Below are 15,109 nucleotides of genomic sequence, written 5' to 3'. Positions count from 1 at the left end.
CCGGTGTTGCGAAACGCCAAGCCGCCCATGGCTATTTGCCCTCCGAACGCTCGCGCCGGTGAATCGTGGAGACGTCGATTCCGAGCAGCTCCGCCGCCCGTGTCTTGTTCCCGCCACAGCGCGCGACGGCCCAAGAGATGTACTCGCTCTCCAGTTTGCGCAAGGGGATGACCTCGCGTTGGGCCTCCAGGAGCGGGTGTGGCTCCGGCCCCCCATCCGCCAGGTGCGGCCGCAGCTGCTCCAGGTCCACCACGTCCCGGGTCCCCAGCACCACCAGCCGCTCCACCAGGTTCTCCAGCTCGCGCACGTTGCCCGGCCAGCGCAGCGAGCACAGCGCCGCGAGGGACTCCTGGGCGAAGCGCTGCACGGGCGAGCGCGGGTTCCTCACCCGGGCCTGCTCCAGGAAGTGCTCCGCCAGGGCGGGGATGTCCTCGGGCCTGTCCCTCAGCGACGGAGCCCGCAGCGTCACCACGTTGAGCCGGTAGAACAGGTCCGCGCGGAAGCGGCCCTCCTTCACCCGGGCCTCCAGGTCCTGGTGCGTCGCGGCCACCACCCGCACGTCCACGGTGCGCGAGCCATCCGCGCCCACCGCCCGCACCTCGCCCTCCGCCAGCACGCGCAGCAGCCGCGCCTGGAGCTCCGGCGCCATGTCCCCGATTTCATCCAGGAACAGCGTCCCGCCGTCCGCCTCCACGAAGAGCCCCCGACGCGCGCTCGTCGCGCCGGAGAAGGCGCCCTTCACGTGGCCGAAGAGCTCGCTCTCCAGCAGGGCGTGGGGCAGGGCGGTGCAGTTGACGGCGACGAAGGGGCCCGCGCGGCGGGTGCCCTCGAAGTGCAGCGCGCGCGCCACCAGCTCCTTGCCACTGCCGCTCTCGCCCCGCACCAGCACCGGCGCGCTGGACCAGGCCACGCGCTCCACCAGCGCGTACAGGGCCCGCATCGCGCCGCTGCGGCCCACCATGGCGCCCAGCCGGCCCCGGTCCTCCGCCTGCTGCTTGAGCGTGCGGTGCTCGGCGCGCATGCGCCGCTCCTCCAGCGCCCGGCCCACGTACAGCCGCACCTCGTCCAGGCGGAAGGGCTTGGCGAAGTAGTGCCACGCGCCGCGCTTCATCGCCTCCACGGCGCTCTCCACGCCGCCGAAGGCCGTCATCATCAGCACGGGCAGGTCCGGGTCCAGCTTGCGCGCGGCCTCCAGCACGTCGAAGCCGTCCACGTCCTTCATGCGCAAGTCGCAGATGACCGCGTCGTACACGGCGGCGCGCAGCTGGGCGATGGCCTCCGCGCCTCCGGACGCCACGTCCACCGTGTAGCCGGCGTCCGCCAGCGGCTCCTGCAGCATCTGTCCCATCTCGACGTGGTCATCGACGACGAGGACCCGGGCTCTAACCGACATGTTGCTCCTCTCGCGCGGGGGCCGCGGCGGGCCACTGCAGCATCACTCGCGTGCCTTGACCGGGCGCGCTGTCCAGCTCGATGCGGCCACCGTGGTTGCGCACGATGTGCGCCACCATGGTGAGTCCCAGGCCCGTGCCCAGGCCGCGCTTCTTGGTGGTGAAGAATGGGTCGAAGACCTGGTGCAGGTGCCGGGGGGCGATGCCGCACCCGTCGTCCTCGATGGTGATGCACACGCGCCCCCACGCGCCGGACGCGTCCGCCTCGCCCGGCGTCGCCGTCAGCCGCACCTGGCCTCCGGGCTCGCACGCGTCGCACGCGTTGAGCAGCAGGTTCACCAGGACCTGCTGGAGCTGGTCCGCGTCCGCCGCCAGCGAGGGCAGGGGCTGGGACACCTCCAGCCGCAGGTCCACGTGGCGCCGCTCCGCCTCCACGCGCAGCAGCTCCTGCACGCTCCGCACGAGCGGCGCCAGGCTCACCGCGCGCGACTCGGCGGGCTGCAGCCGGGAGAAGTCCAGCAGCTGGCGGATGGTGCGGCTGACGCGGTCGATCTGCTCGACGATGGCGCCCACGCCCGGGCCCTGCGGGTGCTCCGGGCCCAGCTTGTCCTGCACGTACTCGGCCCGGCCGCGGATGATGCCCAGGGGCGTGCCAATCTCGTGCGCGATTCCCGCCGCGAGCACGCCCACGGTGGCGAGTTTCTCCGCGCGCAGGAGCTGTCCCTCCAGCGCGCGCAGGTTGCTCAAGTCCTCCAGCACCAGCAGCGTCCGCACGTCGGGCTGGTGCGGCTCCAGCGGCACCGCGTGGACGTTGTACTGGCCCTCCGCTTCGAACAGGCGCAGCGGCTCGGCGTGCAGGCTGCGCACGCGGTTGTCCTGGCCCGCGGCGTTGACCAGCTCCTCCAGCCGCTGGATGACGGGCGCGTGGGCCTGGGGGAACGCCGCCGCGAGCGTGGAGCCCACCACGTCCTTCGGCATCCGCGAGCTGAGCGCCTGGTTGGCGGAGGTGATGCGGCCCGACGTGGACAGGGCGAGTACGCCCGTGGGGATGTGGTCGAGGATCTTCTGCGTCTTGTCGTGCAGGTGGGCCAGGCGGCTGGCGTGCCGCAGGCTCTCCTGGAGCGCCACCGCGCGGCTCCGCGCCAGCACCACGTACACGCCGAAGGCGATGAGGAACGACGAGAACAGGAAGGCCGCGAACGACAGCCGCAGCACCAGGCTCCGCTCGTGCGAGCGCAGCCCGCGCGTGGAGGACAGCGACGCCAGGGGCCACAGCGCGCCGTTCTTCATGCTCACCGGCGCGAAGCTGGCCACCACCTCCGCGTCGCCCAGCCCCAGCGTCGCCGCCTCCGCGCGGTCGATGACCAGCGAGCCCGCCTCGCCCTCGCGCATGCGCTCGCGCAGGAGCGCCAGCCCCGGCGTGTCCTTCGCCTCCGTGCCGAGCCGCTGGTAGCGGGCCGCGAGCATCGGCGCGCTCAGGGCGGTGGGCGTGCCGTGCGCGCCCAGCAACAAGAGATGGGTGTCGCTCTCCGCGGTGAGCAGCTTGAGCGGCGCGAAGAGGGGCTCGGCGTCCACCAGCACCACCACCGCGCCACCACCGCCCGGCGAGTCCTCCGGCAACGCCGTGGCGAAGGCCCTCAGCCACCCGGACACGTCTCCGCTCAACGGCGGCGAGGACGCGATGTGGCCCTCGGGCCCCTCCAGCGCGCTCTTCGCGGTGAGGCCCAGCGCCTGGGCGGGGTATTGCCGGGCGATGGACTCACCGGTGCGCCGGTCCAACAGGCGCAGGCGCTCGTCGCCCTCGGGGCCGAAGACGACGATGGCCTTGTACTGGCCCACCGCCTCCAGGAGCGCGCGCAGCTCCCGGCGGTGCTCCTCGGGCGAGCCGGGCTGGGAGAGCAGCTCGGCGGTGAAGCGCAGGTCCTCACCCACGTCCTCCAGCGCCTCGGACACCCCGCGAGCGGCCTCGCGCAGCTGCGCCTGCCGCTCCCGGGCGAACTGGTCCACCAGCGCCTGCCTGTCCCGCTGGATGAAATACACGGCTCCGCCGATGACGCCGGTGAGCGCCGTGCACAACAACAGGACGGGCAGCAGGGAGAAGCGCATGGGGGCAGATAGCAACATCCCGCGCCGAGGAGGGGGATGTTGCCCGCCAGGCCGCCCTTGCTCCGGGGGCCCGGGCGTCATGTCGGTGCCCGGCTCGGGCGGCAACGGAGGACTCAGGGCCTCGAGGCCTGCTGGTTGAGCTTCTGCGACACCTCGCGGACCTTGCCCTGGATGAGGCGCAGGTTCGCGGGGCCCATCCGCAGCAGGTGCTTCTGCGCGGGCGTGAGCGCCTCCAGCGCCGGGTCCGCGTACACGTACAGCGCGCCCTTGGCCATCACCTCCACGTCGCTGTCGAGCACCGGCACCGCGAGCACCTGCTCGAAGGCGCGCTGGAGCGTGGACTCGAACGAGCTGCCCGGCGGAGCGCTCTCCTGGTGGATGCGCTCGGCCAAACGGCGCACCTCGCGGTACGTGTCCACCAGCAGCGTCGAGTCCAGGCTGCCCACCACCCGGCCCACCGCGTCATAGCGGGCGTACGTCCGCTTCGCGATGTGCGTGCGGCCCTCGTGGGTGCGGACCTGGAAGTCACCGGAGGGGGCCAGGAACCCCACCACCGCCCGGGGGCTCTCGCCGCTGGCCATGTTCGACACCACGGCGACGAAGCGGCGCAGCAGGTCCGCCTCGCGCAGCCACACGCCGAACTCGCGCTGGGACGAGGCGCCCGCGAGCCGCGAGCGCAGGAGCGCGTCGATCTCCGCGGCGGGAGGCAGCGGCGTGTCCGGGCCCCGGTCCAACGCCCTGGGCGCCTGGGCGACGGGCAGCGGGGCGGCGGGCGCATCCGGTGCTCGATGCAGGAGGCCGTGCCATACCCCGGCTCCCGCGAGCACCGCCGCCACCAGAATCACCAGGCCCCAACCCCAGAGCGCGCCACGCTCGAGCTTCCCCACCACATCACCGCCATTGCCGTCCATGAGTCCTCCACTTCGGGACTCAGCGATTGCAGCGCGGATGCCAGCGAGGGGACGTGGGGGAGGGCGGCGAGGCCTCACTCGGGAGCGCGCGCTCCCGGGGCCATCGACGCGCCCGCTCGCAAGCTGCACGAGCATGGCGTTCCGCGCGCCACCCTGGCGGATTGCGACAGGGGGGCCCGCGGGACTCGGGGTGCGTCAGGCGCGAGGACGCGACGCGCCCGCCGAACCATCCTCGGGAGGAGGCATGGCCGCCTCCGCCGTCACCTCCGCCCAGCGGATGTGGAACGTGGACGCCGTGCCGTCGAACTCCTCCGGCAGCACCACCACGCGGAAGCCACCACACAGCTCCACCGCCCGGGCCAGCAGCCCCGCGGAGAACGTGGGCAGGTCCGCCAGCACGTCGTTCATCCGCAGCTCCACGAAAGTGGGACTGCGCTCGACGATTTCGACCACACTGAAGTTGTTGCCGGCGCGAAAGCCCATCCCCGCCCGCAGCAGCATCCTCCGGGGGCCGGCGAGCCGCACGACGCCCAGCAGCGCGCGACCGAAGAAGGTCCCGAAGTAGGCGTCCATGAAGCGCTCGCCCAGCGAGTAGTAGGCGGCCTCGGCGGGAACGCCGCCGTAGACGTGGCCCGCGGCGATGCGAAGGAACTCCTTCCATTGCTCCAACGTGTAGGTCCGCTCCAGCTTCTGCTCGAGGTCCAGCCCCGCACGACGCAGGTGCTCGCGGCACGCGGGCGTCAGCCGGTTCTCGAGAGCGCGAAGGAAGATCGCTTCCACGGTTTGCGTGAAAATCAGCTTCTCGGAAGAAGTCATAGGGTCGCACCCTACACCGGTCGGCCCGTCGCATGCTCGCCCACAGGTGAATCGGCGTTCAGTGTCCCTGTCGGCGAGCGACAGCCCGACTGCTCGCCGAGAAAAAGTCTCGGAGTGTCGGGGGGTTAGCGGTTGCTACGCGGTGCGGCGGCGGCGCGGACCATCATCCCCCGGAGCCACCGGTGGGCCGGGTCGCCGTCGAAACGCTCGTGCCAGACCTGGAGGACGTCGAACGGGGCGAGCTCCACGGGGGGAGGGAGGATGCGGAGGTTGCCTGGCTCGACGAGCAGCTCGGCGAGCCGGCGAGGGGCGGTGAGCACGTGGTTGGTGCGCGTCACCGCCAGCGCCGCGGTGAGGAAGTACGGCAGCCGCAGGCCGATGCGTCGCGTGCGACCCAGCTTCTCCAACGCGATGTCCACCGCTCCCACGCCCTCGCCCCGCGGGCTCATCAACACGTGCGGCAGCCGCAGGAATGTTTCCAGGTCCAACCGTTGCTTCACCACGGAGTTGTCGCGGCGCACGACGCACACGAAGTGCTCGGTGAAGAGCTTCTGCTGGCGCAGGACGGGGGAGGGCTCTGGGTAGGCGCCCACCACCAGGTCCAGCTCGCCGCTCTCCAGCTGGGATTCGATTTGGGGGATGACGAGGGGGCGCACCACCAGGTCCACCTGGGGGGCCTCGGTGTCCATCAGCTCCAGGAGGGAGGGGAGCAGGGCGGAGGCGAAGTAGTCCGTCGTGGCGAGGACGAAGCGCCGCGAGGAGGCCTTCGGGTCGAAGACGGACTCGTTGCGCAGGGCGCGTTGGACCTCGAGCAGGCCCCGGTGCAGGGGCGTGGCGAGCTGCTCGGCGCGAGGGGTGCGCACCATGCCGCCGCGTCCCCGGATGAGCAGCGCGTCCCCGAGCAGCTCGCGCAGCTGGCGCAGCGCGTGGCTCATGGCGGACTGGGTGATTCCCACGCGGGTCGCGGCGCGGGTGACGTTGCCTTCGGTCAGCAGCGCGTCGAGCGCCACCGCGAGGTTGAGGTTGATGTTCGCCAGGTCCAGGTCGGGGTTCGCGGGCGGGCTCGGCGCGCGGGGGCGTGGGGCACGGGGCCGTCTGGGGGCGCGGGCCTTGCGGCGGGCGGTATGCATGGCGCTCATGGGCATATGAGTAACATGTGGTCGCCTCATGGTGTGGCCGGGCGCATCTTTCGCCCATCTCGAAGTGACTGGAGTCGCCCATGAGCATCGTCATCAACACCCCGAACGGAAACATTGGCCGTCCCCTCGCGCACGCGCTGCTGGATGCGGGCAAGCAGCTCACGCTCATCAGCCGGGACGCGCGCAAGGTGGAGGACCTGGTCAAGCGCGGCGCGAAGGTGGTGGAGGGCTCCACGGACGACGCGGCGGTGCTGGACAAGGCCCTCGCGGGAGCGAGCGCCCTCTTCTGGCTGACGCCCCCGGCGACGCGGCCGGACTTCATCGAGTGGGCCGAGGCGACGGCGCGGCTGGCGGCGGGCAAGGCGAAGCAGCACGGCGTGAAGCGGGTGGTGGTGCTGTCGAGCATCGGCGCGCAGACGGGCCGGGGCACCGGCCCGGTGGGCGCGCTCCTGGCGGTGGAGGAGGCGTTCAAGGCCGCCGTCGCGGACGTCACCATCCTGCGTCCGGGCTACTTCATGGAGAACCTGCTGCAGTCGCTGCCGACGCTGGCGAGCGCGAGCACGCTGTTCGTGCCCATCCCCATGGCGCGCGCGCTGCCCATGGTGGCGGTGGCGGACATCGCGCGCAAGGCGGCGGACGTGCTGCTGGACGCGGGCTGGAAGGGCTCGCGCATCCTCGGCGTGCACGGCCCCGCGCACCTGTCGTACGTGGACGTGGCGCGCATCCTCACGGAGGTGTCCGGCAAGCCGGTGAGCGCCGTGCAGATCTCCATCGACGACTTCCGCAAGGCGATGACGGGGTACGGCCTGCCGGACTTCCTGGTGGGGCTGCTGGCGGAGATGTACCAGGCGGTGGGCGAGGGGCGCATGGACCCCGCGGAGCCGCGCAGCGCGGAGACCACCACGGCCACGACGCTGGCGCAGTGGGCGAAGACGGTGCTCGTGCCGGCTGTGGAGCAGGCTCGCGCGGCGGCGGCGTAGTGCTGAGCGGCGCGAGGGAGGAGCACCGTCGGGGTGCTCCTCTTGGTCTCCCGCAATCATCGCGTTGGGAGACTTGCTGGACTGGATGTGATTGCCACGCTCCTTGAACGTCGCAGGCAGCGGGGCGCCACCAGCAACCTGGAAGTGTCTCAATCCTTGTTTTGTCGGCGGCGCTCTGACGGATTTCAGTGCGGCGGCGTGGAGAGATGGAGTAGCCCGGACAGGGATGAAATAGGGTTCGACCTCCACCCTCTCGTCGGAGTCGTTCGTGGCAGGCCACTGGACCGATACCTTCTCGTTCACCTCTTCCACGGTCCGATACAAGGACCTCGCCTACGTCGCCATGACGGGAGACGAGCTGTCACGGATGAGGGTGGCCAAGACGTATTTCTGTGAGTGGGATGCGGGGGCGTGGGGGGATGGTGGGGCGGTCGACTGGCCGCTGGCGGGCCTCGCCGTGGCGCAGGTGCCGAGGCAGCAGATGTGCGCGGTGGGCTGGAACGGCGGCGTGAGGATGATGGGGAGTGGTGATCGGCACGACGAGCAGATCGGCGGCTCGGTCGCGGCCATCGAGCAGCGAGGCCCCTTGAAGGGCGTGCGGACCATCGGCCAGCGCGTCTATGTCGTCGGGATGGGTCGACAGGTCTACCGCCGTGACGGTGACGACGCCTGGGTGTCGATGGACGAGGGCGCTCGCCCGGAGCCGGGCTCCACAGGAGTGGTGGGCTTCGAGGCGGTGGACGGCTTCTCCGAGGAGGACCTCTACGCGGCGGGCTGGAACGGAGAAATCTGGCGGTGCGACGGTGTGCGATGGCAGCGGTGTCCGAGCCCCACCGAGCACGTGCTCACCGCCCTGTGCTGCGCGGAGGATGGGAAGGTGTACGCAGCCGGGCGCCGGGGACTGTTGCTGCGCGGCCGGAACGACACGTGGGAGGTCGTCGCGCAGCGCATCCTCGAGGACATCTGGGACCTGATGTGGTTCCAGGGCCAGCTCTATGTGGCGACGATGGGGGAGCTCTACGTCCTGAAGGGAGACGCCCTGGTGCCCGTGGACTTCGGCGCGGAGAATCCCAAGACCTTCTATCGCCTGAGCGTGGGGGACGGGGTCCTCTGGAGCACCGGCGCGAAGGACATCCTCGCGTTCGACGGAGCGACCTGGACCCGCATCGACGGCTGAAGTGCAGGGACACTGGCAAAGGCTGCCATCTTCGTTGCGATGAAGGTGGTGGCGTGGCTGCGGAAGCATCTGTCGCCTGTGCGGAAGCCTCACGCCGGGTGGAAGTGTAGACACACTGCACCTGTCTTGGACCGCTGGCCCGTGCCTGCTCACGGCGCGAGGGGTCCTCCCTTCCACCCAAGGTTCTCCATGCGTTCATTGCGCCGTGTCACGGGCCTGTTGCTCGTGTCGCTTGTCATTGGCTGTGGTCAGGAAGCGCTCCCCGAAAACGAAGCCGAGACGCTCTCCTCGCGGGTCGACCCGGCCACCCGCGGCGGGTGGACCCTCCAGAATGCGTGCGGCAACGCGGGCACCCCGCCTCAAATCTTCAGCAATACGCTGATGAGTCCCCCGGCCCTCGGCATGGGCGGCAGCGCCCCCGCGAACTGGAATCCAGAGAGTGGCCGCATCCGCCGCGGAGGCATCGAATACGTCTCTGCCAATGGTCTCCGCTTCGACCTCATCACTGACAGGTGCACGTACATCAAGGAGGTCAAGGTCGGCTCGCGCGTCGTGACGCCGGACTTTACGGAGGGCTATTGGTATTCCGCCACGGACGCCTCGAGCCAACCCGCTGACACCAGTCGTTATGGTTACAACTTGTGGATCTTCTTCCCCTATCTGGGAGACGGCTCCACGAATCAGGTCACCATCACCGTGGGGCGCACCTTCGGCAGCGGCGTCGCGACGTACAGCTTCCCGATGGTGCAGGTCGATACCGTCGAGGCGAGCTACGCCTCCGCGCCCATGGGCTTCTCTCGGGCCGAGCTGTGGAACATGTTCGGCAAGGCGCTCTACGAGAAGTTCAATCGCGAGACGAACTCGACCGTCATCACGTCGACGGACGGCTCCATGCGCCGCATCTACGCCTACGACCCGAGCAGCCTCCAGCTCTCCGTCACCTCGAATGGCGTGGGCTTCTCGTTCAAGTTCAAGACGGACATCAACAACTGGTGTGATCCGACGATTCGCGCCTATGGCACGTTCAAGCTGAAGGCGGACTTCACGGGCATCTCGGTGCAGTGGGTGACGCCGCCCCAGGCGAGCCTCGATTGGCCGGCCCTCTGCAGCGCGGTGCAGGTCATTCCCATCCTTGGCCTCATCCCGAACCTCATCTACGACATCGTCGAGAGCGAGGCGGCGGGCAGCATGAGCTCCACCATCGAGGACTCCATCATCGATTCGCTGCCGGAGACGGGCTCCGTGCAGCTGTTCCTCGATGGCTCGACGACGCGCACCAACGAGCTGCTCGTCAACCTCAAGCTGCCGGCGCCCTCCATCAAGATCAACGTTCCGTACGACGCGTTCGACATGACCCGGAGCGCGACGCTCTTCCCCTCGGGCGAGAACCTGACGCTGCTCGCGAGCGGCCTGGGCGTGAATGACTACATCGCCGGTGTGACGCCCCAGACGACGCTCTACTCGGGGCCCAGTGGTGTTCCGCGCCATGGCTCCACCACGTGGCCGAATCCGCAGACGTTGAGCCGTGCGTCCAACCCCGTCTGGAATGCCCAGCCCATCGCCCGCTTGCTGGCGCGCACGTCGCCGACGGTCTTGTCCACGTCGACGTACCACTACACGCCGGGTTGCACGTTCAAGGTGAACAACATGTTCGGCAGCGCGTCGGTGCGCTTCGGTGTGAATGACACGGTCACGGATGCGCAGCGCCTTCGCGGCATCTTCGGCGCCGCCCCGGGCTACTCGCTGCGGGTCGTCTTCCTGAACGACTTCAGCACCACGACCGCGAATGCCGCCTCCCGCTGCGGTGGCATGACGTCCGGCCCCGTCGTGGCTTCGGATGTGGGCGTCCTGGCGAATCCGTAGTCTCCCGGACCTCCAGCTCCCCGGGTGACGCAGTGGGAGGATTCTCCCACTGCGTCGACTCCGTCGCTCTGCCCAACTGCGCTCCGTGGTCAGTGCGGGCGGCGCTGCCGGGCCCGGTAGAGGTCGTGGAAGAAGGTCAAGATACGGCGTAGCGCAGGTGGAAAGGGCGTCCTTCGGCCCTATGCTCCTGGTTTCCCACGGGAGCCCCTGTGATTCTCTTGAAGACCGTCGCTGTCCTCGCGCTGCTTTCGTCCACCCCGGCCTCCAAGCCCGCGAGCAACTCCGGCTGCATGACCACCAACATCGAGACCGCGCTCCGCCACCTCTTCGAGCGCTATCCTGATGGCGGGCCCCTCAACATCGGTCGCGACTCCGGCGACCCGCTCGCCCCGGACTTCGTCGCGAAGTCGCTGAAGGTCCGCGATGTGCCGAACGGCTACGCGACCTTCGAGAGCCCGGACCTCATCGCGAGCTTCGAGGCCGCCCTCTTCAAGAACCCGACGGGGTATCACCTGGTCATCGTGGCCTCGGGTGGGTCGGTGAATGACTTCACCGTGTTCCGTTGCACCCAGGAGGGTCTGACTGCAGACCCCGCGGCCTTGAAGATTTCCACCGAGGAAGCCATTCAACTGTACGCGGACGCGGGGCTGCTCTCCGCCGACGGAAAGAAGGGGGCTGAAAGGAAGACGCTCGAGGACTGGGCGGGGACCATCGTCACCCTGGCGCTGCCACGAAAGGGTAGGAGCATCGTCATCAAGGCGGATGTCGAAGAGCCGCCCAGCCTCTACGGAAAGAAGCTCGGAACGGTCGACTACGTGGATGGCAGATTCGTCGTCCGTTCGCTCAAGAGCAAAGCCTCTCGTTGAGACTGGCCGCCCGGTACGAGACCACCTGCGAGGTGGCCCCCGGTCTCCTGCGGACCTGATCGTCTCGCCCTGAGTGACGCCTCCACGAGCGGCATCGTCCGGTTGTCCGGGCCTTGCCGCTCGCGGATGTTGGAGTCAGCGCGGCTGCCACTTCTGGGTGGCGGCGCCGATGCATTCCCAGATTTGCAGGCGCGCGCCGTTGCCACCGCTCGAGCTCTCCACCGTCACGCACTTCTGGGTCAGCCGATTGACCAGCTCGCCAGCGTCGCTGAAGTAGAACTTCTGCGCGTCCGTGCCGTTGCAGTCCCAGAGCTGAAGGGGCGTGCCGCTCGTCGGGGAGCTCCAGGTGACATCCATGCACTTGCCGAAGGCGCGCAACGAGCCATCGGCGAGGAAGCTCCACTTCTGCGCGTCCGTGCTGTTGCAGGCCCAGAGCTGGAGCGGCGTCCCATTGGCCGTGCTGGAGTAGGCCACGTCGATGCAGCTGCCCTGGAGTCCGACGATTTCACTCGCGCCCTGGGTGGTGAGCGACAGGCCGTAGGCGGAGAGAATCTCGTTCACCGGCTGGAAGAGCACGTAGCCGCTGGCGGCAGCGCAGTTGCCCGTGCCGCCCGAGACCACGCCCTGCGCCTGGTTGCCCCAGAGCACCGGGCCCCCCGAGTCGCCGGGCTCCACGCACATCCAGCTGTACGTGAGCCCGTACACGTGGCCTTCGGCGTAGTTGGCGGTGACGTTCTTCGCAATGATGGTCCCGCAGTGCCACCCGCTACTGGAGCCCGAGCGACAGACGGACGCATTGAGGCCCGCCTCGGCGGAGCCGGCGACAGGGACGTTGGCCCACGCGTAGTTGTAGACCCACGGTCGTGGAATCCAGTCCCAGCTCACCTGCACCCAGCCGTAGTCATTGCTCGGGAAGGACGAGCCGCGCACGATGCCTTGAATCACGCCGTTGTTGCCCAGGGTGAAGGAGTTCACCGCGCCGCAGTGGCCCGCGGTGACAAAGCCTCCGTCCACGGCGAAGCCGATGGTGCAGCGAGCGCTCACGCTGTTGATGTAATAGGCATCACCGCCGCGCACGTCATACCGGGGCCGGAACCGCTCGCGGGAGATGACGACCCGCACAGCGCCGTCCCTCACTCCACTCTCCGCGATGAAGCGCTCGGCGTTCACCACCGCCGTGTCCTGGGCGAGCACCACGACGCTGTTGGTGGGGAGGTCCACGTACCAACCATGGATGTCCTTGCTGACCACGTCCGCGCCCCGGTCCAGCGACTCCTTCAGCGCGTCCAACTCCCGCTCCGTGCGCCTCACCCAACGAGGCTCCGCGCCCGCCCGACGCACGGCCTGCTCGCCCGCGGCGGTGGTGACGCCGACGATGAGCCGGTCTGCCGTCTCGCTCAGCCACGCGCCACCGAAGGAGTCACCCAGCTCACCGCGAAGCGTCCGCTCCGTACGCGCGGCGATGGCCTCGTTCTCCAGCCGCTCACGCGCCTGCTCGGTGGTCAGCCCCAGGTCCCGCTGCATCGCGGTGAGCACTTCGGTGGAGACCTCCTCGACCTTCGCGAGCGCGGAGGTGGAAAGGACCAGGGTGGTGAACAACCCTGCCGCGGTCCAGAGCACATGCTGTCTTCGGTTCATGAGGCATCCTTTGAGAATGTCACCGGCGCACACGGGCTTGGTGGCCTGCGTCGCCTCCAGGCGGCCGCTCGACAATGACCACCGAGGACGAATGGAGGGGCCATCGGATGCGAGTTGGACGCCCGTCGTCAATCAACCCAGACATTCACAGACATTCTCGGCACTTGGGCCTGATGAAGACCGAAGTCCAGAACACCACATCTTGGGTATGGAAACACCCATCCCCGTTGGCCTGGGCAGGCGTGTGCCCAAGGGGCTCAAGCGGCCTGTCCACACTGAGTTGCCGCGGCTTCCATCATCCCCGGCAATGATGATGGCAACTTGAGCCCCTGGGAGAGACCTCGAACCCTGCCGCGTCCTTGCTGGGAGTCGCCAGTATCGTCATCACAGGTGAGCACCATGGATGTGTCACCTTGCCTGCGAATCTCGCTCACCGTGTCGTAGTCGGTGGTCCCCACTTCGCTTGTGGCCGCCGCGCGACGCTTACCGGTTGGGGCGCCTGGCCGCGTTACTGGTACCGGCCTTCCGGTAGACTCGTGGGCGCGAGTGGTAGTTGGTTCCGGAGCGACACTTCCTGCACCATGACTGAGGGCCGCTCCCGTCTTTCTTCAAGCGGTTGCCTCGCGCCGGAACGACGCAGCGAGCGGGGCCCGGCATGCAGAGCGACCAGCCCAGCTGCGCTCCCGCGGTCAGGCCAGCGAGGCATTGAGCCCCTCGAGGAACCCATGCATGTCCACCCTCCGCATTCCCTCGTGTCAAGGCCCGTCGACGGAATGGACGACGTGGAGGACGCACGTCGTGCCGTCCGGGAGCAGAACCCTCACGTACTTGTCGATGGTGTAGAGAATCTTTCTGCAGGCGACCTCGAGCCTCACCTGGGTAGAGCCCGATTCCATGCCTGTGTCCATTCTGGTGCGTCGATGGAGGAGATGCAAAAGGCAGGCATGAGTGTCTGACTGACTCATGGTCGAGAGAGACCCCCTTGGCTTCCAGTGGGTGCTCTTTTGATTTGCGATGATGTGTTTGGGCGTGGCCTCATTCAATCACATCCGTGGCTTGCCGCCGGATTCGGTGGTGTCAGCGATGAATCGCTGCCTGTCATGGGTGGAGGAGTGGGGCGATCCGCACCTCAGGCCGAGCCACGCTTCACCCATGTCGAGGATTCTCATGGCGCCCCAGCCCACTGAGGGCCGCGCCGACCTGTCCTTACGGATGTGGTCAGGTCGTATTGGAGCGAATCGGTGAACCGCACGGCCCACGCTCCCGAGGTCGCGTGAAGGGGAGGGCTGCTGACGGACCTCGGCGAAAGGAGGTGTCCGGCTGTTCTCGGCGCTTCACACTTCTTCATCCGAGCGTCATCTCTGTTCATGCGCGAGACGGTGCGGAGGGGGAGAATGTCCTCTCGTTACGACGTCGTGCGTGGAGAGCGAGTCATGGCTTCGGGGCAGGGAATCATCGGCGGATTGTTGGGGCGGTTGTTCTTCCGGGAGGCGACGGTGGAGCGCGTCCGCGAGGTGTCGCCGCACTTCCGCTGGGTGGAGTGGGCGGGGGCGGGTCTGCGGGACATCTCCTGGAGCCCAGGTGACAAGGTGCAGGTCTACCTCCCGGGCGAGGGCATGCGGACGTACACACCGCTGGGTTGGGACGCGGCGTTGGGGGCCACGCGCTTCCTCGTCTATCTGCACGGTGACGGCCCTGGCGCGGCGTGGGGACGCGCCCTCAAGCCCGGGGACCGCTGCCAGTTCTTCGGGCCACGAGGCTCCATCGACCTGAAGTCCCTGCGCGGCCCCGTGGTGCTCTTCGGCGACGAGACGTCCTTCGCCGTGGCGTACACGCTGCGCAACCTGCGAGCGAGCACGGCCGACGTCGAATACGTGTTCGAGGTCTCCGCGTGCGCCGAGTCGGAGTCCGTGCTCACGGAGCTGGGGCTCACCGGAGCCACGTTGGTGGAGCGGCAGGCGGCCGACGCGCACGCGAAGGAGGTGGCGTCGCGGGTGCGCGCGGCGCTGGAGCGCAGACCTGGCGCACAGCTCGTCCTGACCGGCCGCGCCCGCTCCATCCAAGCCCTGCGCGCCACGCTGCGCGACAGCGGCGCACCCCACGCAGGCCAGAAGGTGAAGGCCTACTGGGCCGACGGCAAACGCGGCCTCGACTGAGGCACACACGGGGCTCCCTTCTCGCCGGGACGGATGACGAGTGCCACACGCTTTTCACGCAAGAGC

At 68.9% G+C, this 15,109-nt stretch carries 12 protein-coding genes; 5 read left to right on the top strand and 7 right to left on the bottom strand.

The window, feature by feature from the left end; all coding sequences use genetic code 11:
• Nucleotides 1–31 precede the first annotated feature (31 nt).
• From LXT21_RS37630 to LXT21_RS37610, 5 genes are all read right to left on the bottom strand, one after another.
• Nucleotides 32–1,393: a sigma-54-dependent transcriptional regulator gene (locus LXT21_RS37630; protein WP_254043066.1), complete on the bottom strand. Its 1,362-nt coding sequence runs from the start codon at nt 1,391–1,393 to the stop codon at nt 32–34.
• A complete protein-coding gene (locus LXT21_RS37625; RefSeq protein ID WP_254043065.1) occupies nt 1,383–3,497 on the bottom strand; it encodes a two-component system sensor histidine kinase NtrB in 2,115 nt (704 codons plus the stop codon). Before LXT21_RS37625 ends, LXT21_RS37630 begins: the two co-directional genes overlap by 11 nt.
• Nucleotides 3,498–3,610: 113 nt before the next feature.
• Complete coding sequence (locus tag LXT21_RS37620; RefSeq protein WP_254043064.1) at nt 3,611–4,408, bottom strand: DUF3014 domain-containing protein; 798 nt, start codon at nt 4,406–4,408, stop codon at nt 3,611–3,613.
• A 195-nt stretch (nt 4,409–4,603) separates the two neighbouring features.
• Nucleotides 4,604–5,224 carry a DUF2378 family protein gene (locus tag LXT21_RS37615; protein WP_254043063.1) on the bottom strand — a complete coding sequence of 207 codons (621 nt, stop codon included), beginning with the start codon at nt 5,222–5,224 and terminating at the stop codon, nt 4,604–4,606.
• Nucleotides 5,225–5,349: 125 nt separating this feature from the next.
• Nucleotides 5,350–6,363 carry a LysR family transcriptional regulator gene (locus LXT21_RS37610; RefSeq protein ID WP_254043062.1) on the bottom strand — a complete coding sequence of 338 codons (1,014 nt, stop codon included), beginning with the start codon at nt 6,361–6,363 and terminating at the stop codon, nt 5,350–5,352.
• Between the two features lie 80 nt (nt 6,364–6,443).
• Between LXT21_RS37610 and LXT21_RS37605 the strand changes: the two genes are divergently transcribed.
• From LXT21_RS37605 to LXT21_RS37590, 4 genes are all read left to right on the top strand, one after another.
• Nucleotides 6,444–7,343: an NmrA family NAD(P)-binding protein gene (locus tag LXT21_RS37605; protein WP_254043061.1), complete on the top strand. Its 900-nt coding sequence runs from the start codon at nt 6,444–6,446 to the stop codon at nt 7,341–7,343.
• 268 nt (nt 7,344–7,611) lie between these two features.
• Entirely contained in the window at nt 7,612–8,520 is a 909-nt protein-coding gene (locus LXT21_RS37600; RefSeq protein WP_254043060.1) for a hypothetical protein, read from the top strand.
• A 189-nt stretch (nt 8,521–8,709) separates the two neighbouring features.
• On the top strand, nt 8,710–10,383 hold the full coding sequence (locus tag LXT21_RS37595; protein WP_254043059.1) for a hypothetical protein: 1,674 nt from the start codon (nt 8,710–8,712) through the stop codon (nt 10,381–10,383).
• A 290-nt stretch (nt 10,384–10,673) separates the two neighbouring features.
• Nucleotides 10,674–11,249, top strand: a complete 576-nt coding sequence (locus LXT21_RS37590; RefSeq protein ID WP_254043058.1) for a hypothetical protein — start codon at nt 10,674–10,676, stop codon at nt 11,247–11,249.
• A 135-nt stretch (nt 11,250–11,384) separates the two neighbouring features.
• Here LXT21_RS37590 and LXT21_RS37585 read toward each other — a convergent pair whose 3' ends face one another.
• Together LXT21_RS37585 and LXT21_RS37580 are read right to left on the bottom strand one after the other, a co-directional pair.
• A complete protein-coding gene (locus tag LXT21_RS37585) occupies nt 11,385–12,887 on the bottom strand; it encodes a ricin-type beta-trefoil lectin domain protein (RefSeq protein ID WP_254043057.1) in 1,503 nt (500 codons plus the stop codon).
• A 755-nt stretch (nt 12,888–13,642) separates the two neighbouring features.
• Nucleotides 13,643–13,783 (bottom strand): hypothetical protein, encoded by a 141-nt coding sequence (locus LXT21_RS37580; protein WP_254043056.1) that lies wholly within the window; start codon nt 13,781–13,783, stop codon nt 13,643–13,645.
• Nucleotides 13,784–14,320: 537 nt separating this feature from the next.
• Here LXT21_RS37580 and LXT21_RS37575 point away from each other — a divergent pair.
• A complete protein-coding gene (locus LXT21_RS37575; protein ID WP_254043055.1) occupies nt 14,321–15,043 on the top strand; it encodes a siderophore-interacting protein in 723 nt (240 codons plus the stop codon).
• Nucleotides 15,044–15,109: the final 66 nt, after the last annotated feature.

Origin of the sequence: Myxococcus guangdongensis (assembly GCF_024198255.1) — a bacterium.
GTDB classification, from domain to species: Bacteria; Myxococcota; Myxococcia; order Myxococcales; family Myxococcaceae; genus Myxococcus; species Myxococcus guangdongensis.
The sequence above is the reverse complement of the archived record's forward strand: the minus strand, read 5'-3'. Positions and strand labels throughout refer to the sequence as shown.